The 21,056-nt window shown below is 53.7% G+C and carries 22 protein-coding genes; 6 read left to right on the plus strand and 16 right to left on the minus strand.

Translation table 11 applies throughout. The features are described 5' to 3' along the window. Window positions 1–5: 5 nt before the first annotated feature. Window positions 6–1,556, plus strand: a complete 1,551-nt coding sequence (locus tag GJQ55_RS07950; protein ID WP_228344448.1) for a sensor histidine kinase — start codon at window positions 6–8, stop codon at window positions 1,554–1,556. Here the strand turns inward: GJQ55_RS07950 and GJQ55_RS07955 are convergent. The 4 genes from GJQ55_RS07955 to GJQ55_RS07970 form a co-directional block, all read right to left on the minus strand. Continuing rightward, window positions 1,541–4,663, minus strand: coding sequence for an efflux RND transporter permease subunit (locus GJQ55_RS07955; RefSeq protein ID WP_228344449.1), 3,123 nt, complete (start codon window positions 4,661–4,663; stop codon window positions 1,541–1,543). The two genes, GJQ55_RS07950 and GJQ55_RS07955, sit on opposite strands and share 16 nt — an antisense overlap. After that, complete coding sequence (locus tag GJQ55_RS07960) at window positions 4,660–5,820, minus strand: efflux RND transporter periplasmic adaptor subunit (RefSeq protein ID WP_228344450.1); 1,161 nt, start codon at window positions 5,818–5,820, stop codon at window positions 4,660–4,662. Before GJQ55_RS07960 ends, GJQ55_RS07955 begins: the two co-directional genes overlap by 4 nt. Continuing rightward, window positions 5,817–7,208: an efflux transporter outer membrane subunit gene (locus tag GJQ55_RS07965; protein WP_228344451.1), complete on the minus strand. Its 1,392-nt coding sequence runs from the start codon at window positions 7,206–7,208 to the stop codon at window positions 5,817–5,819. Before GJQ55_RS07965 ends, GJQ55_RS07960 begins: the two co-directional genes overlap by 4 nt. Before the next feature lie 205 nt (window positions 7,209–7,413). After that, window positions 7,414–7,977 (minus strand): hypoxanthine-guanine phosphoribosyltransferase, encoded by a 564-nt coding sequence (locus GJQ55_RS07970; RefSeq protein ID WP_228344452.1) that lies wholly within the window; start codon window positions 7,975–7,977, stop codon window positions 7,414–7,416. Window positions 7,978–8,117: 140 nt separating this feature from the next. Here GJQ55_RS07970 and dapE point away from each other — a divergent pair, with 140 nt between their 5' ends. The 5 genes from dapE (at window position 8,118) to GJQ55_RS07995 (ending at window position 14,265) form a co-directional block, all read left to right on the plus strand. Continuing rightward, on the plus strand, window positions 8,118–9,245 hold the full coding sequence (gene dapE, locus GJQ55_RS07975) for a succinyl-diaminopimelate desuccinylase (protein WP_228344453.1): 1,128 nt from the start codon (window positions 8,118–8,120) through the stop codon (window positions 9,243–9,245). Then, complete coding sequence (locus GJQ55_RS07980; protein ID WP_228344454.1) at window positions 9,245–10,108, plus strand: putative RNA methyltransferase; 864 nt, start codon at window positions 9,245–9,247, stop codon at window positions 10,106–10,108. Before dapE ends, GJQ55_RS07980 begins: the two co-directional genes overlap by 1 nt. Beyond that, window positions 10,105–10,545 (plus strand): DNA polymerase III subunit chi, encoded by a 441-nt coding sequence (locus GJQ55_RS07985; protein ID WP_228344455.1) that lies wholly within the window; start codon window positions 10,105–10,107, stop codon window positions 10,543–10,545. Before GJQ55_RS07980 ends, GJQ55_RS07985 begins: the two co-directional genes overlap by 4 nt. After that, the gene (locus tag GJQ55_RS07990) at window positions 10,545–11,216 is read left to right on the plus strand and encodes a hypothetical protein (protein ID WP_228344456.1); all 672 of its coding nucleotides are present in this window, start codon (window positions 10,545–10,547) and stop codon (window positions 11,214–11,216) included. Before GJQ55_RS07985 ends, GJQ55_RS07990 begins: the two co-directional genes overlap by 1 nt. A gap of 106 nt (window positions 11,217–11,322) precedes the next feature. Next, a complete protein-coding gene (locus tag GJQ55_RS07995) occupies window positions 11,323–14,265 on the plus strand; it encodes a valine--tRNA ligase (protein WP_228344457.1) in 2,943 nt (980 codons plus the stop codon). A gap of 103 nt (window positions 14,266–14,368) precedes the next feature. Here the strand turns inward: GJQ55_RS07995 and GJQ55_RS08000 are convergent, their stop codons facing one another. The 12 genes from GJQ55_RS08000 to GJQ55_RS08055 form a co-directional block, all read right to left on the minus strand. Next, entirely contained in the window at window positions 14,369–14,617 is a 249-nt protein-coding gene (locus GJQ55_RS08000; RefSeq protein WP_228344458.1) for a DUF3297 family protein, read from the minus strand. Window positions 14,618–14,842: 225 nt separating this feature from the next. Beyond that, complete coding sequence (locus GJQ55_RS08005; RefSeq protein WP_228344459.1) at window positions 14,843–15,145, minus strand: type II toxin-antitoxin system RelE/ParE family toxin; 303 nt, start codon at window positions 15,143–15,145, stop codon at window positions 14,843–14,845. Further along, window positions 15,142–15,423 carry a type II toxin-antitoxin system Phd/YefM family antitoxin gene (locus tag GJQ55_RS08010; RefSeq protein WP_228344460.1) on the minus strand — a complete coding sequence of 94 codons (282 nt, stop codon included), beginning with the start codon at window positions 15,421–15,423 and terminating at the stop codon, window positions 15,142–15,144. The genes GJQ55_RS08005 and GJQ55_RS08010 overlap by 4 nt, the downstream gene beginning before the upstream one ends. Before the next feature lie 162 nt (window positions 15,424–15,585). Beyond that, window positions 15,586–15,846 carry a DUF4282 domain-containing protein gene (locus GJQ55_RS08015; RefSeq protein ID WP_228344461.1) on the minus strand — a complete coding sequence of 87 codons (261 nt, stop codon included), beginning with the start codon at window positions 15,844–15,846 and terminating at the stop codon, window positions 15,586–15,588. A gap of 86 nt (window positions 15,847–15,932) precedes the next feature. Further along, on the minus strand, window positions 15,933–16,733 hold the full coding sequence (locus tag GJQ55_RS08020; protein WP_086994183.1) for a DODA-type extradiol aromatic ring-opening family dioxygenase: 801 nt from the start codon (window positions 16,731–16,733) through the stop codon (window positions 15,933–15,935). A gap of 95 nt (window positions 16,734–16,828) precedes the next feature. Next, a complete protein-coding gene (locus tag GJQ55_RS08025; protein WP_228344462.1) occupies window positions 16,829–17,290 on the minus strand; it encodes a methyltransferase family protein in 462 nt (153 codons plus the stop codon). A 96-nt stretch (window positions 17,291–17,386) separates the two neighbouring features. Beyond that, the gene (locus GJQ55_RS08030) at window positions 17,387–17,692 is read right to left on the minus strand and encodes a chorismate mutase (RefSeq protein WP_125867756.1); all 306 of its coding nucleotides are present in this window, start codon (window positions 17,690–17,692) and stop codon (window positions 17,387–17,389) included. A gap of 94 nt (window positions 17,693–17,786) precedes the next feature. Continuing rightward, entirely contained in the window at window positions 17,787–18,248 is a 462-nt protein-coding gene (locus GJQ55_RS08035) for a methyltransferase family protein (RefSeq protein ID WP_228344462.1), read from the minus strand. Between the two features lie 123 nt (window positions 18,249–18,371). Continuing rightward, window positions 18,372–18,692, minus strand: coding sequence for a DUF6966 domain-containing protein (locus tag GJQ55_RS08040; protein WP_228344463.1), 321 nt, complete (start codon window positions 18,690–18,692; stop codon window positions 18,372–18,374). 74 nt (window positions 18,693–18,766) lie between these two features. After that, window positions 18,767–19,507 (minus strand): hypothetical protein, encoded by a 741-nt coding sequence (locus GJQ55_RS08045; protein WP_228344464.1) that lies wholly within the window; start codon window positions 19,505–19,507, stop codon window positions 18,767–18,769. Next, window positions 19,497–20,321 carry a hypothetical protein gene (locus GJQ55_RS08050; RefSeq protein WP_228344465.1) on the minus strand — a complete coding sequence of 275 codons (825 nt, stop codon included), beginning with the start codon at window positions 20,319–20,321 and terminating at the stop codon, window positions 19,497–19,499. Before GJQ55_RS08050 ends, GJQ55_RS08045 begins: the two co-directional genes overlap by 11 nt. Window positions 20,322–20,444: 123 nt before the next feature. Further along, on the minus strand, window positions 20,445–20,990 hold the full coding sequence (locus GJQ55_RS08055; RefSeq protein ID WP_228344466.1) for a hypothetical protein: 546 nt from the start codon (window positions 20,988–20,990) through the stop codon (window positions 20,445–20,447). Window positions 20,991–21,056: the final 66 nt, after the last annotated feature.

A 21,056-nucleotide genomic window follows, 5' to 3' on the forward strand; every position in this document is an offset into this window, starting at 1 on the left:
TTTCCATGAATTACAACCGGCATTCGATCCTGTGGCGGGTCATTCTGTATTTTTCGCTGGCTTCCATCGCCATGTCCGTACTGGGTTCCGGCGCTATCCTGGCCTGGAATTACCACAAACAGATTCAGAGCTACGAGCAAAAGCTCAGCCAGATCCGCAGCGGCTATGCCGACTCGCTCGGTTCCAGTCTGTGGTTCTATGACGAAGTACAGCTGCACAGCCAGATCAAAGGCATTCTGAACCTCAGCGGCGTGCGCTATGTGCGTGTCAGCGACAACCTGAACATGAACATCGAAAACGGCGAGCGTCCGCACAGCGGCGACATCAACCGTTTACCGCTGGCGTTTAATGGCAAAGACATTGGCGTGCTGGAAATCGCTTTCGACCACGAACTGCTGCTGCAGCAGGCAATGGATACTGCCGCCTCCAGCATGACCGCGCAGCTGCTCAGCCTGCTGTTTCTGACCCTGCTGCTGGGCTATATCGTGTACAACCTGCTGAACCGGCGCATCAGCCTGCTGGCCCGCGAAGTACAACAACGTCTGCACAGCCATACCTTCGCGCCGTTGTCGGTTACGGAAACCGGCCAGCAGGACGAAATCGACACGCTGGTACGGGCCTTTAATGCCCTCAGCGCCCAGATGAACGATGAGTTACAGCAGAAAACCCAGGCCCAGCAACAACTGAAAGTGATTAACCAGGAACTGGAACACCGTGTCGCTGACCGCACCCGCAACCTGCAGCAAACCGTGGATGAACTGAACCAGACCCTGCACCAGCTGCACACCACCCAAAGCAAACTGATTGAGGCGGAAAAGCTATCGTCACTGGGCGGTATGGTGGCGGGCATTGCCCACGAAATTAATACGCCGCTGGGACTGTGCATTACCATTCATTCTTATATCGATGACCACTTCCGCGAGCTGCAGCAACGCTTTAACAGCGGTGCAATGCGCAAACAGGATTTCACCGAATTTCTCGCCATGCTGGAAGAAAGCCTGGCCATTCTGGATAAAAACCAGCAACGCGCGGCGCAGCTGATTAAAAGTTTTAAACAGGTATCCGAAGACCAGACCGGCGAACAGCTGCGGCAGTTTCAGTTACGCGAATACCTGGAAGAAATTCTGGAAACCCTGTCGCCACGCTTCAAACAAACGCACCACCGGGTAGAAATAGACTGCGCCGCCGATCTGTGGCTGGAAACCTACCCCGGCGCCATCAGCCAGGTGATCACCAACCTCATCATGAACTCATTACTGCACGGGTTTGAGCATATTGATGAGGGGGTTATCCGTATTCAGGCCGCCCCCGACCGCGGCAAGCTGGTGATGCACTACCGCGATAACGGTTGTGGCCTCAGCGCGGAAGCACGACTCAAGATTTTTGATCCCTTCTACACCACCAAACGTGGCAAAGGCGGCACCGGGCTGGGCATGCACCTGGTCTATAACCTGGTGCATCAGCGCCTGCAGGGCAGTATTGAAATCATCGACAGCCCGCAAGGGGCGGCCTTCCGGCTGGAATTACCGCAGCAGCTGCATCAGCCCTTTAGCTGAGTGGCCGCATCCTGCGGTTGCCCCAGCTGCTGCACTTTATCGCGGGCGCGGTCCAGCAGCAGATAAGTGGCCGGCAACATCAGCAGACAGATAAAGGTGGTAAATAAAATCCCGAACCCCAATGACACCGCCATGGGGGTAATCATCTGCGCCTGGCGTGAGGTTTCAAACACCATCGGCGCCAGCCCGCCAAAGGTGGTCAGCGTGGTCAGCAGAATGGGCCGGAAACGGCGGATACCGGCTTCACTGATGGCTTCGCGCGCGGTTAAATCCGATTCCAGCCGGCGCCGGTTGGCGTAATCAATCAGAATCAGGCTGTCGTTCACCACCACCCCGGCCAGCGCCACAATGCCCATCACCGACATTACCGACATGCTGAACCCCAGCAGCATATGGCCGATCACCGCGCCCACCGCCCCAAAGGGAATCACCGCCATAATCAGCAGCGGCTGGCTGTAGCTGCGGAACGGAATGGCCAGCAGTACATAAATCAGCAGCATGGCAAAAAAGCCATACAGCTGCAGGTTGCTCATGCTGTCGGCGGTATCCGCCTGGCGGCCCCGGAATTCAATGTTCAGGCTGGGGTATTTGGCGCGCAAATCGGCAAAGGCTTCCTGCTGCAACACCGCCATCACCGCCGGAATCTGCTCGCGCGGTTCCACTTCGGCGGTCACGTTCACCACCTGGCGGCCATCCCGGCGGGAAATACTGGACGGGGCAATTTCCCGCTCCAGCACGGCAATTTCGCTGAGCGGAATATAGCCACCGGCCGGGGTACGGATCAGCAACCGTTCAATATCAGCACTGTATAAACGCTCGGCCGCCGGCAGCCGCACCAGCACCGTCACCTCGTTGCTTTCCCGTTGCTGACGGATCGCCCGCGCGCCGTACAACGCAGCACGGATCTGCTGCGCCACCATGCCATCGTCCAGCCCCAGACTGCGGCCGAATTCGGTTAATTGCACATCCCACTGCGGCTTACCGCTGGTAAAGCTGGAAGCCACGTCTTTTACACCGCCAATGCGCTGCATATAACCCGCCAGTTCTTCACTGGCCGCTTCCAGCAGGCGCGTATTGCTGCCGTTCATTTCCACCGTTAGTCCGGCCCCGCCGGACGGGCCACCGCCGCGTTCGGCGTCGAAGGTGAGGCTGCGGATGCCTGGAATTTCACCAATAGCGACGCGCCACTCTTTCACAATGTCGTTGGCCGACAGGCTGCGCTGTTCGGCCAGCCGGCCCTGCACCTCGACCTTGGTGCCGTCAATGTTGCCCTGCACGCTGGTCACCAGCGGTTGCCCTTGTTGTTCGTAAGGGTCGGTCACTAGCCGCAGCTTTTGCTCAACGAACTGGCGTACATCCCGGGCCTGGCTCAGCGGCGCATTCGATGGTAATTCCACCGTCGCCACCACAAATTCACCCTCCAAACGCGGGAATAAACTGAAGCCCATGCGGCCGCTCATCGGCCAGGCCATGACCAGCAGCCCCAGGGTAATGGCAACCGCCAGGGTTAAACCGGGATTATCCAGGGTACGTTCCAGCACCGGCCGGTAAATCTGCTGAATAAAATGCTGCAGGCCACGGTCTACCCGCTGCTGAATTTTTTCGGCAATGTTCAGCGGTGCTCCGGCCGCTTTTTTCTGCATCCGCCCCAGGTGCGTTGGCAGAATCAGCAGCACTTCCAGCCAGGACATCAGGAAACAACAAATCACCACAATGGGAATGGCGAGGAACATTTTGCCCATCATGCCGGGCAGCGCCAGCAGCGGTAAAAACGCCACCACGTTGGTCATAATGGCGAAGGCCAGCGGCACCGTTACTTCACGCGCGCCAAAAATGGCGGCGTCCATAAAGGGCATACCTTTCTGCATGTGTTCGTAAATGTTTTCGCCGGCAATAATGGCGTCATCGACCACAATGCCGAGGGCAATAATAAAGGCGAACATCGAGAACATATTGATCGACAGATCAAACTGCGGCAGCAGCAACATGGCGCCCATAAAGGCGGTGGGAATACCCATGGTGACCCAGAACGCCAGCCGGTATTCCAGAAACAGGCTGAGCAGAATCATCACCAGCAATAAGCCGATGACCGCATTTTTCATCAGCAGGCCAACGCGGTCTTTATAGGTCTGACCATCGTCATCGGTAATCACCACCTGCATGCCCGGCGGCAGCTGCGGAATGATTTCATCCAGTTTTTTATAGGCCGCTTCCACCACGGTAAGCGGCGTCTGATTTTCAGTACGGTAAATGCGGAAACTAATGGCTTCCTGGCCGTTAAAGGTGGTTTCGCGGTTGCTGTCGCTGAAGCCTTCGCGGATGCGGGCCACATCGCCCAGCGTGACCAGTACCCCGCTGGCGTCGGTGAGCAGCGGAATGGCCTGAAATTCCTGCGCCCAGTAGGCACGGTTATTCAGGGTTACCTGAATATCACCGCCTTCGGTTCGCACTGTGCCGGCGCTTTGCTCAATGGCACTGTCGGCAATTTTGGCGGCCACATCCTGCAGCTGCAGGCCATAACGCCAGAGCACCTGCTGGGAAATTTCGACGTGAATTTCTTCCGCCAGACTGCTGCGGTATTCCACTTTATTAATTTGCGGCAGGCTGAGTAAATCATCGCGGATTTCATCGGCCAGACGTTTTAACGCAAAGGCGTCCAGCGGGCCGAATAAGGCAAATTCCAGTACGTCGGGCTGGCGGCTGGCAATGCTGACCACCGGCCGTTCAATCTGCGCCGGGAAGGTGGAAATACGGTTAACCGATTGCTGAATATCCTGATAGGCCTGCTGTTTATCCCAGCCGTTTTCCAGCTCGGCCATAATCTGCGCACTGCCCTGCGTGGCGGTGGAGGTAATTTCGATAATGCCTTCAATGTTGCGGATTTCGTTTTCAATCGGCAGCACCACCCCCTGCTCCATTTCTTCCGGCGTGGCACCGGGATAAGCCACCGTCACCATGACGATATCGGCTTCGTAAGGGGGAATGTATTCTTTGCGGATGGTCAGCGACACCAGCAAACCACCGACCAGTAAAAACACCATCAGCAGGTTAGGGGCGACGCCATGCCGGGCCATCCACGCCAATGGGCCGGAATAATGCAGGCTCATGGGCGCGGCTCCTGCAGGCGCACGCTCATTCCCGCCACCGCCGCATCAACGCGGCTGCTTAATATGCGGTCTTCCGGACTGAATCCCTTACCCAGCCATACCTGCTCACGACCCCGGAACAACACCTCGGGCTGGCGGCGCTGCAGCTGATTCTGATGCACCACCCAAACCGTGCCATCGTCCTGCAAATAACGACTGTCGATCACCACCGCCTGCTCAAAGACACGGCCCGGTAGCTGCACGCTGACGTAATCGCCGGCCAATACCGGCAAATCTCCGCCTAAAGGATTATTAATCTGTAACAGCACCACCGCCTGCCGGTCGCTGTCACTGACACCGGGCAGTACGTGCAGAATGCTGGCTTCACGGCCATGCCCATGCGGATCGGCCCCCGCCGGCATTACCAGGGCACTGGCGGTGGTATCCAGCAGCGGCAGGAACGTGCGCGGTACTTTTACCTCAACCCAGAAATGATCGGTACGTACCACCTCAAACAACGGCGTGCTGCTGCCCACCTGGCTGCCGGTGCTGATATGCCGGGCCAGAATCTGGCCATCGAAAGGCATGCGTATTTCGGTACGGGCCAGATTCAGCCGCGCCTGCTGCACATTGGCGCGGGCGGTCGCCACCGCCGCCCGGGCGCTGGCTATTTGTGGTTCACGCAATACCAGCGCCCGTTCCTGCTCGCTTAATGGCTGCGCGGCAATGGCGTATTCTTCCTGCGCCAGCGCCGCCTGTCCCTGCTCAATCTGCAACTGGGCTTCGGCCTGGGCCAACGCGGCCTGTTGCTGCTGCAGGGCCAATTCAAAATCGGCTTTCTCCAGCTGCGCCAGCAAGGTGCCTTTGGCCAGCCGTGCCCCCGGCAGTGCCTGCCCGGATAACTGCACCACCCGCGCACTGACCTGCGCCGCCAGCGCCACCTGTTCAGCCGCCCGCACTTCCCCGCCGGACAACCAATAGGGCCGTGAGCTGGCCAGGGTGACGGGCACCGCCTCTACCAGCCGTGCCACCGGCTGCGGTTTTACCCGTTGTGGCTTGGGCGCGGAGGCGGTGATGTAGTTAAACCCCACCACCCCGATGGCCAGCACCACAACCACCAGCACAGTGCTTTTGCTGCGCTGCCACAGGCTAAGGGAAGATCCGTTGGCAGAACTCATACAGGCTCGTCCTTCTGGGCAAAGTCGCCGTGACTGACGGCGCGGAATAGCTGAATACGGTATTGCAGCTGTTGCCAGCGGGCGCTGAGCAGCTGCTGTTCCAGGCTGAGCACCTCACGCTGGGCGGTCAGCAGGCTGAGAAAATCGCCACTGCCTTTGCGGTAACGGTTGCTCTGATAGGCTTCGGTATCGCGTGCCAGTTGCAGCTGCCGTTCCAGGCTGGTCACCCGGCCGGCCATTTGCTGGTTGCCGGTTAAGGCATCCTGCACTTCCTGCGCGGCGCTGAGCAGCGTGTTCTGATAATCGGCCAGCCCTTCTTCCAGCGCCGCCCGCTGGCGGGCGACTTCGGCGCGGCGGTTGGCGCCATCAATTAAGGGCAACACCAAGCCAGCGGCCAGATTGCCGATCCAGTCATCAAAGACATTGCTGAGGTTGGCGTCTTCACCCCGGTACGAGGCGGTTAAGGTAAAGCGCGGAAAACGGTTGGCCACGGCCGCCGCCACCGCCGCATTAGACGCCTGTAATTCAAACCAGGCTTGCTGCACATCCGGGCGCTGCTGCAAGGCGGTTAACGCCACGCCCTGATCAGCAGCGGTCAGCACCGGTAAAGCGGCCGCGTCTGCGGAAATATTGCCTGCTTCGGGCTGCAGCCAGCCCGGATCACCCAGCCACAACGCCAGCTGGTGCCGGTAACGCTGATACTCAGCGGTGGCGGTAATGCGTTCGGCCTGATTGGCTTCCAGCAATTGTTGTTGCTGCCAGACATCGCTGATTAAAGCCTGCCCGCGCTGAAACCGCGCCTGGGTAACCTGCAACGCCTCCTGCAGCCGCTGCTGCTGCTGCGTCAGCAGCTGCAGATTCAGCTGCTGCATGCGCAGGCCATAGGCGTTTAAGGCAATGTTGGCGGCCACGGTATTGGCCTGCACCCGAGTGGCCTGCAGGCTGGCAAGCGCATTCAGGCGACCCTGTTCCTGCAGCGCGCTGACGCGGCCCCAGAAATCCAGTTCGTATTCGGTGGTTATGCCGGCTGACCATAAATCGGTGCTGACATCGTTGCGCCACTGGCGTGAGCGGCTGAGGGATACGGAAAGATCGGGATAACGCTCACTGCCGGCCTGGCGCGCCACCGCTTCGCTTTGCGCCAGCCGCGCCCAGGCAGCCTGCAGGCTGTAATTCTGCTGCAGCCCCTGCTCTATCCAGCGGTTCAGCTGCGGGTCATTAAAGGCTGTCCACCAGTGTGACGGCTGAGTTACTGCGGCAGCACCACCCAACACCTCTGGCCAGGGTTGCATATCGGGCTGCGGCGCCGGTTGTACACGGGCACAACCAGCCAGTCCCAGGGTTAAGGCAGCCAGCAGCAGAATGTTAAAACGGCGTTTTCCGCGCAACGAGCCACTCCTGGTTTCAGTAAAAAGTAAGGGGCAGAATCATAGTGGCCGGCCCAAATGAGAACAAATCATATTTACCCATCTTTACCGCCTGCCACTGCCGCAACCGACAAACGCAAGACAATAAAAAAGCGCCCGCAGGCGCTTTTTATATCATTGGGAGCCCCTGAATAACTCTGCACGAGTTATTCAGAGGCTCCCAAGGTTACATGCCTTTGACGGCGTAGATACCCGGCGCGTTGCGCCAGTAACCGCGGTAATCCATACCGCAGCCGAACACATAACGGTCTTCCACATCCATGCCGATGAAGTCGATTTGCAGATCGGTATTTTTGCGGTCGTGCAGCTTGTTCACCAGCACCGCGGTAAATACCTCTTTGGCGCCCTGGGCATGACAGGCTTTTACCACTTCGGCCAGGGTATTACCCTCGTCGAAAATATCATCCAGGATTAACACGGTGCGACCGTCCATCGGAATGGACGGCGGCGCCTGCCATTGCAGATCGGTATGACCGGTGGTTTCACCACGGTAGCGGGTGGCGTGCATATAGCCCTGCTCCAGCGGGAAATTCAGTTTGGTCAGCAGCTGGCCGGCCATCACCAGGCCACCGTTCATAATGCCGTACACCACCGGCAGGCTGGTGCTTAAACGGCCGGTAATCTCCACCGCCAGTTTATTCAGGGCGGCATCCACTTCGGCGGCGGATTTCAGCAGATCGGCCTCGGCCATCACGCGGTTCAGTTCTTCCAGAGTCAGGGACTGGCTCATGCACTATTACCTTTCAGGGCTTGGGTAAAAGCCGGCCATGTTACCAGCATGGCCGCGCCTCAGCCAGCAGCACTGCGGCGCGGACTTTGTTATGATGGCGCCCTTTTCCGCCCCACCTTTTGTTAAGCGCAGGAATTTTCATGACCCCGACTCTGCAACTGGCCTTCGATCTGATTGCCCGCCGCTCTGTAACGCCCGACGATGATGGCTGTCAGGCCCTGATGATGGAACGCCTGGCCGCGGCCGGTTTTACTAACGAACAACTGCGCTTCGACGACGTCGAAAACTTCTGGTCCCGCCGTGGCAGCGAAGGCCCGCTGCTGTGCTTTGCCGGCCATACCGACGTTGTTCCGACCGGCCCGGAAGCACGCTGGAGCAACCCGCCGTTTGAACCGAAAATCATCGACGGCAAACTGTACGGCCGTGGCGCGGCCGATATGAAAGGCTCGCTGGCAGCGATGGTGGTGGCAGTCGAAAACTTCGTGCAGAAGCACCCCAACCACAAAGGCTCCATTGCCTTTCTGATTACCTCGGACGAAGAAGGCCCGGCCAAAAACGGTACCGTGAAAGTGGTGGAAACCTTAGAAGCGCGCAACGAAAAAATTGATATGTGCATTGTTGGTGAGCCGTCCTCTACCAACGCCGTCGGCGATGTGGTGAAAAACGGCCGCCGGGGTTCGCTGGGTGCAGTAATGAAGGTTCAGGGCATTCAGGGCCACGTGGCTTACCCGCATCTGGCCAAAAACCCGGTGCATCTGGCGGCGCCGGCGCTGGCCGAACTGGCCGCCGAAGTGTGGGATAACGGCAACGAATTTTTCCCGGCCACCAGCTTCCAGATTTCCAACATCAATGCCGGTACCGGCGCCACCAACGTGATTCCGGGCGAGCTGGAAGTGGTGTTCAACTTCCGTTTCTCCACCGAGCTGACCGAAGACGACCTGAAGCGCCGCACCCACGCCATTCTGGACAAGCACGGCCTGGACTACAGCATCGACTGGAACCTCAGCGGCCTGCCATTCTTAACCGCCCGTGGCGCTCTGGTGGAAGCCAGCGTAAAGGCCATTAAAGACATCACCGGCCTGGACACCGAGCTGTCTACCGCTGGCGGCACCTCCGATGGCCGCTTTATTGCCCCCACCGGCGCGCAGGTGCTGGAACTGGGGCCGGTGAATGCCACCATTCATAAGCTGGACGAGCACATTGTGGCCGAGGATCTGAACACCCTCACCGCCATTTACGAACGCATTCTGGAAAACCTGCTGGCCTGATGATGACTTTGCCCCGCGTAATTGCCTGCCCGGTGTGCGGTCTGGTGCTGCAGGACGAGGCGCAGCGCTGGAGCTGCGCCAATGGCCACAGCTTTGACCGCGCCCGCCAGGGTTACCTTAACCTGCTGGTCGCGCAGCACAAAAAATCCAAAGCCCCCGGCGACAACATGGATATGGTCGACGCCCGCCAGCGCCTGCTCGACAGCCAGCTGTACCGGCCCATTTCCGATCTGCTGAACCAGTGGGTGCTGGAGCTGTCGCTGAACCAGACCGCGCCGCTGCATATCGCCGACGTGGGCTGCGGCGAAGGCTATTACACTCAGCGGCTGCAGGAAGTGCTGGAAGACCACCAGCTGGCACACCGTTTATACGGCGTGGATATTTCCAAAGACGCCCTGAAACGTGCGGCGCGGCGCAGCAACCGCATCGACTGGCTGGTCGCCTCCGGTGGCCAGTTACCGTTTCTGCCGCACAGCCTGGATATGATCACCTGCCTGTTCACCAACCTGATGCCGCAGGGTTTTGCCCGTGTACTTAAGCCCGGCGCGCCGGTGATTCTGCTGAATACCGGCAGTGATCATCTGCTGGAATTGCGCCAGCAGATTTACGGCGAAGTGAACCGCCAGGCCTTCGACCCGGTGCCGGCCATGCAACAGCACGGTTATCAGCTGAGCGGCGATCAGCCCTTAACCTATCAGACCCAGCTGACCAGCCAGCAGGCCATTATGGACCTGTTGCTGATGACCCCGCATCGTTGGAAAATACGCGACGAAGCGCTGCAGCGTTTGCAGCAACTGGACGAATTACCCATCACCATCGACGTGCGTTTACAGCAGTTCACCTACTCGGGAGCCACCGCATGACCCAGGTTGATTTCTATGTGCTGGCCGGCCAGACCCGGCGCGAACAATGGCTGTTTGCCTGTCGCCTGCTGGAAAAAGCGCTGGAAAAAAACAACCAGGTACTGCTGCTGACCGACAACGAAGAACACGCGCAGAAACTGGACGAGATGATCTGGACGTACCGCCCGGATGCCTTTATTCCGCACGCTTTATTAGGTGCAGCCGATGCGCCGGCCAACTGCGCGGTGAGCATTGGCTGGCAGCAGGACAATCCCGGCCACCATCACGACCTGATCATCAACCTGAGCCAGCACCTGCCGCCGTTTTTCAGCCGCTTCGAGCGTTATGTGAGCGTGGTGGTGCAGCACGACCATGTGCTGGACTACACTCGTAACCATTACAAATTTCTGAAAGACCGGGGCTACCCGGTAAACACTGTCGACATGAGATTGCGTTAATGAAACCGCACGACGATCACTCAGGCAAAGACAGCCCGGCCAATTTGCTGCGCGAACTGGAAACCCTGCAACGGGTTCTGGATGGCGCCGCCGACGACCAGATTGAACTGGAAAAACGCATTCCGGTACTCGACCCGCTGGACGATATTCCGCTGCTCGACGATCTGATTAAGCACCCGGATATGCCGGCGCTGAGAGCCGTGCGCAGCGAACCAGCGGCACGACCGCCAGCACCAGCAGCACAACCCACAGCCGCCGGCACAACGCCTATCAGTGCCGCCAACATCAGCCGTGTGCTGCAACAGGCGCAGCCGCTGTCACAGCAACCCGTACAGCAACCGCAACCGGTACCGCAACCGCCGGCACCCAAACCCCTGGCCGCAGCCACCGCCCCGCGCACGTCCGGCAACCCCTTTCTGCCGCAGTCGGTGCTCGACCGCTTAACCCAGGAACGCGAAGCCGCCCAGCACAGCGCTGAAGAAGCCCAGCGCACCATGCAGAAAGTGATGGAGCAAAAGCAGCAACGCGCCCACGCCGCCCTCAGCGGTATGGACAGCAGCCGCCTGAGCGCCGAACAAAAAGAAGCCTTAGTGGAACAGCTGGTGCAGGAAATGCTGCCGCAAATTACCCAACGCCTGCGCGATAAACTGCACCTGCTGCTGAATCGCTGACCCGCCCCGCACTTTCCGTTATAATCGCCGCCATTTTTCTGAATACCCACCCGCACCCGGCCAACAGCCGGGCTGCGTGGTCACGACGAGATGAGCAGCCGCGAATATGGATAAGACGTACAAACCCAGCGCCCTTGAACAAACCTGGTACCAACAGTGGGAAGCCAAAGGCTACTTCAAGCCGTATCAGGACGGCTTAACCGGCGAAGGTTATTCCATCATGATCCCGCCGCCGAACGTCACCGGTTCGCTGCACATGGGCCACGCCTTCCAGCACACCATTCAGGACGCCCTGATCCGTTATAACCGCATGCTGGGCAAAAAAGCCCTGTGGCAAGTGGGTACCGACCACGCCGGCATCGCCACCCAGATGGTGGTGGAGCGTAAACTGGCGGCCGAAGGCCAGCCCAACCGTCACACCCTGGGCCGGGAAAAATTCCTCGAAAAAGTCTGGGAATGGAAAGAACACTCCGGTGGCACCATCACCGGCCAGATGCGTCGTTTGGGTAACTCCGTTGACTGGGACACCGAACGCTTCACCATGGACGACGGCTTCTACAAAGCCGTGCAGGAAGTGTTTATCCGCCTGCACAAAGACGGCCTGATTTACCGTGGCAAACGCCTGGTGAACTGGGACCCGAAACTGCACACCGCCATTTCCGACCTGGAAGTGGAAAACAAAGAATCCAAAGGCTTCATGTGGCACCTGCGTTATCCGCTGGCCGATGGCCTGAAAACCGCGGAAGGCAAAGACTACATTGTGGTTGCCACCACCCGTCCGGAAACCATGCTGGGTGATACCGGCGTGGCCGTAAACCCGGAAGACCCGCGTTATAAAGATTTGATCGGCAAGCACGTTATTCTGCCGCTGGTGAATCGCCGTATTCCGATTGTGGGCGACGACCACGCCGATATGGAAAAAGGCACCGGCGCGGTAAAAGTGACCCCGGCGCACGACTTCAACGACTATGAAGTGGGCAAGCGTGCCGGCCTGCCGATGATCAATATTTTCACCTTTAATGCCGACGTGCGTGACGTGCCGCAGGTGTTCAACAGCGACGGCAGCGTTAATAACGACGTTGAAGCCAGCATTCCGGAAAAATACCGGGGCATGGAACGTTTTGCCGCGCGTAAAGCCATTGTGGCGGATTTCGAAGCCGCAGGCCTGCTCGACGGCATTAAAGACCACGATTTAACCGTACCCTACGGCGACCGTGGCGGCGTAGTGATCGAGCCCATGCTCACCGACCAATGGTATGTCGACGCCAAAACTCTGGCCAAGCCCGCCATTGCAGCGGTGGAAAACGGCGATATTCAGTTCGTACCGAAATCCTACGAAAACATGTACTTCAGCTGGATGCGCGACATTCAGGACTGGTGTATTTCCCGGCAATTATGGTGGGGCCACCGCATTCCGGCCTGGTACGACATCGAGGGCAACGTCTACGTTGGCCACGACGAAGCCGAAGTACGTGCGCAGAATAATCTGGCCGCCGACGTCGAACTGCGTCAGGACGAAGACGTACTCGACACCTGGTTCTCCTCTGCCCTGTGGACCTTCGGCACACTGGGCTGGCCGAACCTTGACGACCCGGAAGTGGCCAAGCGCATGGCGGATTTCCATCCGACCGACGTGCTGGTAACCGGCTTCGACATTATTTTCTTCTGGGTGGCGCGCATGATCATGATGACCATGCATTTCTGCAAAGATGAAAGCGGTAAGCCGCAAGTGCCGTTTAAAACCGTGTACGTTACCGGCTTAATCCGTGACGAAGTTGGCCAGAAAATGTCGAAATCCAAGGGCAACGTTCTCGACCCGCTGGATATGATCGACGGTATTTCGCTGGACGACCTGCTGGAAAAACGCACCGGCAATATGATGCAGCCGCAACTGGCGGAAAAAATTGCCAAGCGCACGCAAAAAGAATTCCCCGAAGGTATTACCCCGCACGGCACCGATGCCCTGCGCTTTACCCTGGCAGCCATGGCCAGCACCGGCCGTGACATTAACTGGGATATGAAGCGTTTAGAAGGCTACCGTAATTTCTGCAATAAATTATGGAACGCCTCACGCTATGTAATGCTGAGCGTGGCCGGCGAAGAAGCCGTAGAACAAGCCGCAGCCGCTGGCACCAACATTGCCATTACCGACGCCATGAAAGCCGCCTGTGGTGCCAATGGTGAGCCGGCTGTTCTGTCGCTGGCCGACCGCTGGATTATTTCGCGCCTGCAGAACGCCGAAAAAGAAGTACGCCGCCACATGGATCAGTATCGTTTCGATATGGCCGCTGCATCGCTGTACGAATTTATCTGGAACGAATACTGCGACTGGTATCTGGAATTGTCCAAGCCGGTACTGTGGGACGCCAACGCCCCGGTGGAAGTAAAACGCGGCACCCTGGGCACACTGGTGCGCGTACTGGAAGCCACCCTGCGCTTAGCGCACCCGATTATTCCGTTTATTACCGAATCCATCTGGCATCAGGTGAAAGATCTGGCTGGCAAAACCGGCGACACCATCATGCTGGCGCAATACCCGCAACCGCACGAAGCCTTTGTGGATGCACAGGCTGAAGCCGATATCGAATGGCTGAAAGGCGTGATTACCGCCGTGCGTAATATCCGTGCCGAAATGAACATCGCCCCGGGCAAAGAACTGGAATTACTGTTCAAAAACGGCAACGACGAAGACTTCCGCCGCGCCGAAGAAAACCAGACCTTCCTGATGAAACTGGCCAAGCTAAGCAAACTCACCTGGCTGAACGACGGCGACGAAGAACCCATGTCCGTTACTCAGTTAGTAGGGGATATGGAAGTGCTGATTCCGATGGCCGGCTTTATTGATAAAGACGCCGAAGTAGTCCGCTTAGGCAAATCCATCGAGAAGCTGGAAAAGGAACTGGAGCGCGTAGCCAATAAACTTTCCAACCCAGGCTTTACCGAAAAAGCCCCGGCCGTCGTGCTGGAGAAAGAAAAGGAAAAAGCCGCTGGTTTCGAGCGGGATATTGCCAAGCTGAAAGACCAGATTGAGAAAATTAAGGCGCTGTAAGCGCCTTCTGCTCGGCCAGTAACACCCGGCCAGAAACAAAAAGCCCGGCATGTTAGCCGGGCTTTTTATTGGTTGCTGGTAAGCAAGCCAGATTCAGCAACGCTTACTTATAGAACGCTTCTACCGTGCCTTTCAGCTTCACCAGCATCGGACGGCCAAAACGGTCTTTAGCCACCGGCGACGCAATTTTCACCCAGCCTTCGCTGATGCAGTATTCCTCAACGTCGTTACGCTCTTTGCTGTTCAGACGGATACCGATTTCGTGCTGAAAGTACTCTTCTGCGTAGAACTTGCTCTTGGGGTTAACCGACAGCTGGTTCGGCAGTTCGGGTTTGGTGTTGGAATCACTCATATTCAGGCCCTGAAACGGTAAAAAAGAGCGCCATTGTAGAGAATGCCGGCGGGCGGCTCAACCAGAGAGCGGAAGGCACTCTGTGTATGCAGTAACAACATGCTGAACATATCAGATTGAAGTTGGTGTCTGCTTTTCATTGGTAATTCGGATAAATAAGGCCCGGCTCACGCGCCGGTTTGGAGCCGCGGAGCAGTGGAAAACTGGTCGCCGTGCAGCCGTTGGTTATGTTTCGTCATCACCGAGCTCGGACATTCTCAGTAATTGGCTACTGCGACGCACAGTCAGGATATCTACCTGATCTTTGGCGCTGTAAATAACCCGATACGTTCCGAATATCAGCTCCCTGATGCGTGGCGAGCCCACCTCAGGAACCATTCGTCCACTTTCAGGGAAGTCGGCTAAGTGCTCTACCGTGGTGAATAAATCTTCCACCCACCGTACCGCGGCATCCGGGTTATCTTCTGCTATGTACAGAGCTGTATCCTCAACACGCTCCAGCGCAAGCGGGGACCAAACAACCTTCATCGGGCCAGACTGCTCAAAATCCGGGTTTTCGCGTCCTCATGCGCAACACCTTCCCCTGAGGCTATCTGTTCTTCCGCTTTATACACTTCTTCGAGGATCTCAAGACGCTCTTGCATCCTCTCGTACTCGTGAACATCCACCAATACGGCAACGCCCCGGCCTCTCTGCGTTAGTACCATAGGACGACGGGTTTCATGGATCTGCCTTACAAACGTGGCAACGGCTGCCCGGAATTCGGACAGAGGGCGGATATCTTCATCAACGCGAACTCTGGACATGGAAATCACCTCTGTACGCTTTAGTGTACATTAAAGAGTACGGCAACTAATGAAGACAGGCAAGGTGCCTGATGTGAGAAACATAACGCCGCAAATTACCGACGGCAAAAAGCAGAGCGAGGAACGAGCCGCGCTTTTTGCCGTCCGAGTGCATTTGCCTTGTTATACCTGTTTATCGGCAAGCTTTTTAATGTTCTCATGGATTTTGAAAAGTACAATCAACAACTCACACCAAATCCTTGCTCCCACTGCTCCGCCAACCATTATCCCAATTCCCAACAGGAACTTTCCGAAAGTTATTCCACCATATCCTCCAAACATTGAACCAAGCCCTGAAACAACAGCAAACAGCAAGAGCAACCAATAGACAAAAGTGATAATCTTCGGGGTTAGCATTGCATCGAAAAAGAAAACGTCTCTCATGTGATGACTTCCTTTGTGGTTAGGTATAACGCCCGGGTAATAGGCGAGAGCTTGCGAGCGTACTAATTGACGCGTTTGTTAGCATTTTATGACCAGATGTACATGCTCGATTTTTTATTTAGAATCTTTAGCTCAAACGACTTAGTGCAAACACTATTAGCTATTCCATAGCAAACGTGCAACGGCAATAAATGCTCTTCTCTTGGGTGACAGTAACGAGCACCGGGGGCTTTTTCCCATTGGATAAATCTTTGTTCTCTTTCTTCTTCGGTAATACTACTGTTAGTGCAAGTCTCTAGCAGCCACGCTTCAAAAGATTCATTTAAAGTTTTTGATTCACTGGTTTCAGATGAAAAAAATGCTTTCATATTATGAAAGGAGAAACCAGAACCAATTATAAGTAAATTTTCATACTCCAAGTCTTGGATTGCTCGCCCTATCCCGACATGAGCTGCTGGACTGAGATTATCGACAAGAGAGAGCTGAATGCACGGAATATCTGCCTCCGGGTACATGATTTTCAGAGGAATAAATAGACCGTGGTCAAAACCGCGCTGCTCATCAAGTTTTGCGGAAATACCTGAATGCTCCAGCCGCTTATAGGTCTGCTCCGCCAGTGATGGCTCTCCCTGACAAGGATAGGTAATACTATAAGACTTTTCTGGAAATCCATAGTAATCGTAAATAAGGGAAGGGTTGGCGCCCGAAGTAATGGTTGGGATTTTTTCTTCCCAGTGCGCACTTACCACTAAAATGGCTGATGGCTTACGCAAAATAGATGAGATTTTTTGCAAGCAATCAATCATTTCTTTATGCCCAACATCACCTAGAAGTGGCATCGGCCCGCCGCCATGAGACAAAAATAATATTTGAGGTTTAGTGTTCATCACGATCCTCTTAATAGGAGAATGCTAACGCCGCGCTCTGCGGAAAATTTGAAGCGCAGCGGAAAATTTGTCCGGCAGCAGTGCTTTGTTAGGCATCAAATCCATCGGCGGACCGCTGCTGCGTATTGACGGTACTCATGTCCGAACTTTTCACGCATGTACCGCTCCTCTGGAGTGATTTGAAACCTGTTCATATACATCACGAACAACGGCAGTAGTAAAAAACTTGTGAAATTAGAGAGAAAAACACCCCAACCCACCAGTATGAGCAAGAAGCCAACGTACATTGGGTTTCGGCTGATTCGATAGACTCCCTTAGTGACAAGGCTTGACGATTGATCCGGTATTCTCGGATCCACGGTGGTTCCCTCAGAACGAAACGCCAAAACCCCAAGTATCGCGAAAACCACACCAATTGATGCCAAAACTAACGCAATGAGCGACGAAGCGAAAAACTCGATACTCAGTGCCGGTAACAGAGTTCCCAATATCCACATGAGACCTGCGGAGATCGCCATTTGAATAACAGGTGGGACTTTTAGCTCTAATCTATCCACGATGATTCCTTTGGTGCCTAACGCCCGCCACACGGGCGAGCAACTTGTTGCGAGTCCAGCGCCGCAGGCGCGATGTGCTGGCGCTTGTTATGGCTTTCAAGTATTGCTTGTAAGAGAAGCATGCTCGACAAGCTCAGCATTTATAAAAGCAGAAATCATTGCACGATAAACAGCCTCAACCACATCGGGATTAGCATCCAGTTCATGAGCAAGCGTTCGAACTTTAGAGATTACCTGCTCAACTCTCTGCGGCGCCTTAACGTCATCGGTGGATTTCTTGAAACGCGCTGCCTGCATGACGAAGCCACCGCGCTCAGCGATTAAAGCTACGATCTTGCGATCAATTACGTCGATGTTCGAGCGAACTTCCTCAAGAGAACTGCAAGTTACTGCTTTGTTCAATTTTTACTCCTTGCTTTTGAGCCATAACGCCGCGCTCTGCGGCAAATTTGAAGCGCAGCGGAAAATTTGTCCGGCAGCAGTGCTTTGTTAGGCATCAAATCCATCGGCGGACCGCTGCTGCGTATTGACGGTACTCATGTCCGAACTTTTCACGCATGTACCGCTCCTCTGGAGTGATTTGAAACCTGTTCATATACATCACGAACAACGGCAGTAGTAAAAAACTTGTGAAATTAGAGAGAAAAACACCCCAACCCACCAGTATGAGCAAGAAGCCAACGTACATTGGGTTTCGGCTGATTCGATAGACTCCCTTAGTGACAAGGCTTGACGATTGATCCGGTATTCTCGGATCCACGGTGGTTCCCTCAGAACGAAACGCCAAAACCCCAAGTATCGCGAAAACCACACCAATTGATGCCAAAACTAACGCAATGAGCGACGAAGCGAAAAACTCGATACTCAGTGCCGGTAACAGAGTTCCCAATATCCACATGAGACCTGCGGAGATCGCCATTTGAATAACAGGTGGGACTTTTAGCTCTAATCTATCCACGATGATTCCTTTGGTGCCTAACGCCTGGCTAATAGGTTGGTAATACTTGGCGGCTTTTGTGCGTGTTTTTGCACAAAAGGTGACAAGTGTTGCCAATCCTGATTGAGCCACTTGTTAGGTGTTTTATTCGTTAAATACTGCATGTTTTGTTACTTCCTCGGCTAGCTGATCGATAGTAGAGAAATATACTTTTAACTTCTCGTTGGCCGAGTTTATCTCTGTTTCTTTAATTGTATGGCCGTTGATTGGATGTAACACCAAGTCATTAATGCTACCCATACCACCAAAAGCCCCTTTGTAATGGTCGATACCTGATATTTGGCCTGACCTTAATAAAGATGCACTTTTCTCAAGCCAATAAGCCCATTTAACTTCAGAGCATTCTCGAAGAAACGATGCACAACCTTCAAGCTCGTTTACAAGTTCTGTAGTTTTCGGTCCCATTTATACACCTAACGTCTCAAACACCGGCGCAGCATTGCTGCGTCCGAGTGCTTTGATTTGTTATGCGCTGACCGTCAATACAACTCATAGTTCAGACCTACTTCTTCAATAACGCTTTTAAATTCAGAAGATGATCGAATGTATTTACATGATTCATAGTCTGAAAACTGGATACAAATCATGATCAATCTAAGCTGGGCAAAATCTGTAAAATTTATTAATGCCATGAAGTGATCACGCCTGTCATCAAAGGAAAAGCCATTTGCATCGCTTAGCTTTTCTGTAACCATCAGAACCATAATATAAAAAGATCTAGACAGCCCAAATATCTGATCGTTTTCATCTAGTTCTTCGAGATATGCGGCCACCTCCTCATCATTTTTCCCTTTGCTTCGCATATCTTCAATCTCATCTTCTATTCTAACTACTGCTTGTACTCCGCCAACTTTCACACTATCTTCACCAGTCTCAAATTTTATTGAAAACGATTCAAAAAGGTTTTTCTGAGAATTAATTAAATTAAAGAAAAGAGATTCAAATGACCTGATCTTCTCTGTCTTTTCAGAGTTTTTAATTTCGTTTCTTAAGGTTATATTGGCTTCATTTTGCAGAGTTAATGATTTGATTAGAAGAACAATAGAAACAAAGCTCAACAAAGGGTTAAGAATGCCACCAGAATAATCTCCAAGCTGACCCCATATAGCAGAATCATTAGAAATTCCATAACCCAAAGACACGTAAAAATGCAAAAAATAAGATAAAAAAACGGCAATTATCAGAATTGCAGCCGCTAGTATATATCCATTAATCTTCATAGAAACCTTTGACTATATACTTAACTATTTTTCCATCACGAAGCTTGATAGGGGAGACAGATATTTTCAGGTATTTCCATTTTTCTCTAGAAATACCATTGTTATAATCGAGATTCTCTGAAAACAGCTTCTTTGCCTTAATATTTACTTCTCTATACCCTATCCCAAATCCAAAAGCGACCGTTTCATCAGCCCCTTCAATTTGCAGCCTTCCATTTCCTGTATGAATATTTAGTCTTGTCACAATAATTTTAAGGTCGTAATTTTCATCACTCTGCTTGGCCTGAAGCACCTTAGCTGTATTACGATCAAATTTGGCTATGACCGTTTGTGAATCTCGACTATTTCTATATCTAACTTTTATATCGTGATTAAACTTAGTGGAAATTTCATGAATATTTTCTAATGAGGATACCCTGAGCTGCTTTACCAGTTCTTCAGCTTTATCGCCGAGATTATCTACAACCTTTTGCGCCTTAGATGACAACGGATTTGATTCCTTATAGAGCGATTCACTAATGAAGTATGCAATTAATTCAATAAATGCAGGGCGCCCTATTCGGCTTAGTTTCTTAAGGATGTCGGAGTCATATATATCGATGCTAAAGATATGCCCATATGACCCCTTAAAGCTTTTTTTTAGTGACGTTCTTACCTTGCTCTTATGTGTTTGTCTTTTCGGGATATTCTCAGTAAGAATCGTTTCTGCCACACACCTGACCGCATCAGATACACCCTGCATCGAATCTAGACCTGCTTTCATATCCACAGAGTCTTCTTCCGTCTCTATAACTAAATCAAGATTTATCGTCATATTCTTCTGGTTATTCCCTGTATTGGTATCGCATAACGCCCCGCTAAACGGCGAGTGTTAGCGAGTCCGGTGGAGGCCACGCTTTTTGTGGCCGGAACGAATTTAAGCGGTTTGTTAGCAGCGTTACTCAAAGGTAGCAAGCAAGTCATTGATGAGCCTCCCCGATGCCGAAACTCCAGATTTTTCAAAATGTTCAAAAGATAATCTATTTAATCTTGGCTCATACATTCTAAGCTTCTTGATAGCTTCCCGATCAATTTCCAGAAGCTCATGAACTAAAAGCATTGCTCGATAATATTTACTGCTGTGTTGTTTCAGATTGTCGATTAAGAACTCTTGCGAGCAATAACGGCCTGTAGCCCAAAGCGAAAAATAGGTAGAAACCCCCTCATTAAGGACTGTTATCGGTTCCTTTTCACCACTCAAGCTCATTGTTGGATATAAAAGATGGCAAACTTCATGGGCTAATTGAAAATGAAGCTGAATCTCGTCATCTTGAGTTTTTTCACTAAGTGAAATAGCCACGTGTCCATCTTCCGGGTAATAACGAAGGTGTGGTCCCATATCATTGATTTCTACCCCCACATATTCCCAGTCGGAACACATCGGACCAAAATTTTCTTGGGCGATATTTATATATTCATCAGCGATGACTTGAATATCTGTCATTCTTCACCTTACTGCTAACGCCCCGCGCATGCGCGCGAACTTGTGAGCGTCGCAGGGGCCGCAGGC

Source organism: Venatoribacter cucullus (genome assembly GCF_016132445.1).
GTDB lineage: Bacteria > Pseudomonadota > Gammaproteobacteria > Pseudomonadales > Oceanobacteraceae > Venatoribacter > Venatoribacter cucullus.

Coding starts and splice junctions, on each gene's coding strand:
- GJQ55_RS08045 (WP_228344464.1), bottom strand. CDS start 19,507: ATGAAGATTAATGGATATATACTAGCGGCTGCAATTCTGATAATTGCC.
- dapE (WP_228344453.1), top strand. CDS start 8,118: ATGACCCCGACTCTGCAACTGGCCTTCGATCTGATTGCCCGCCGCTCT.
- GJQ55_RS07970 (WP_228344452.1), bottom strand. CDS start 7,977: ATGAGCCAGTCCCTGACTCTGGAAGAACTGAACCGCGTGATGGCCGAG.
- GJQ55_RS07960 (WP_228344450.1), bottom strand. CDS start 5,820: ATGAGTTCTGCCAACGGATCTTCCCTTAGCCTGTGGCAGCGCAGCAAA.
- GJQ55_RS07995 (WP_228344457.1), top strand. CDS start 11,323: ATGGATAAGACGTACAAACCCAGCGCCCTTGAACAAACCTGGTACCAA.
- GJQ55_RS08005 (WP_228344459.1), bottom strand. CDS start 15,145: ATGAAGGTTGTTTGGTCCCCGCTTGCGCTGGAGCGTGTTGAGGATACA.
- GJQ55_RS07985 (WP_228344455.1), top strand. CDS start 10,105: ATGACCCAGGTTGATTTCTATGTGCTGGCCGGCCAGACCCGGCGCGAA.
- GJQ55_RS07950 (WP_228344448.1), top strand. CDS start 6: ATGAATTACAACCGGCATTCGATCCTGTGGCGGGTCATTCTGTATTTT.
- GJQ55_RS07955 (WP_228344449.1), bottom strand. CDS start 4,663: ATGAGCCTGCATTATTCCGGCCCATTGGCGTGGATGGCCCGGCATGGC.
- GJQ55_RS08050 (WP_228344465.1), bottom strand. CDS start 20,321: ATGACGATAAATCTTGATTTAGTTATAGAGACGGAAGAAGACTCTGTG.
- GJQ55_RS08015 (WP_228344461.1), bottom strand. CDS start 15,846: ATGAGAGACGTTTTCTTTTTCGATGCAATGCTAACCCCGAAGATTATC.
- GJQ55_RS08040 (WP_228344463.1), bottom strand. CDS start 18,692: ATGGGACCGAAAACTACAGAACTTGTAAACGAGCTTGAAGGTTGTGCA.
- GJQ55_RS07990 (WP_228344456.1), top strand. CDS start 10,545: ATGAAACCGCACGACGATCACTCAGGCAAAGACAGCCCGGCCAATTTG.
- GJQ55_RS08055 (WP_228344466.1), bottom strand. CDS start 20,990: ATGACAGATATTCAAGTCATCGCTGATGAATATATAAATATCGCCCAA.
- GJQ55_RS08010 (WP_228344460.1), bottom strand. CDS start 15,423: ATGTCCAGAGTTCGCGTTGATGAAGATATCCGCCCTCTGTCCGAATTC.
- GJQ55_RS08000 (WP_228344458.1), bottom strand. CDS start 14,617: ATGAGTGATTCCAACACCAAACCCGAACTGCCGAACCAGCTGTCGGTT.
- GJQ55_RS07980 (WP_228344454.1), top strand. CDS start 9,245: ATGATGACTTTGCCCCGCGTAATTGCCTGCCCGGTGTGCGGTCTGGTG.
- GJQ55_RS08020 (WP_086994183.1), bottom strand. CDS start 16,733: ATGAACACTAAACCTCAAATATTATTTTTGTCTCATGGCGGCGGGCCG.